Source organism: Enterobacter sp. ZOR0014, from assembly GCF_000798855.1.
In the GTDB taxonomy this organism is placed as follows: Bacteria; Pseudomonadota; Gammaproteobacteria; order Enterobacterales; family Enterobacteriaceae; genus Enterobacter; species Enterobacter kobei.
Window position 1 is genome coordinate 146 of record NZ_JTLF01000286.1, and the last position, 217, is coordinate 362.

The window sequence follows — 217 nt, forward strand, 5'->3', positions numbered from 1 at the left end:
TTATTCAGTTCAGCAGTCATGTGTACGCGGTTACCCGTGAATGCCTGGGTAATTTTGTAGGATGATGCACCTGCTTCCTGAGCCTGTGCCGCGATTTTAGCTTCTGCACCGTCGATGGTAGAGGCGGTTGCGGTCACAGTCTGTGCAGCGAAAGAACCGAAAGAAGCAGCCAGAGCGATTACAGCGACAAAAGTTTTGATGCTTTTCATGATATAAA

Annotated in this window: 1 protein-coding gene; it reads right to left on the reverse strand. The window is 48.4% G+C overall.

What is annotated here, in order from left to right; all coding sequences use genetic code 11:
- A partial coding sequence (locus L977_RS15150; protein WP_047626090.1) for a DUF1471 domain-containing protein occupies nucleotides 1-209 on the reverse strand: 209 nt, incomplete at its 3' end.
- Nucleotides 210-217 lie beyond the last annotated feature (8 nt).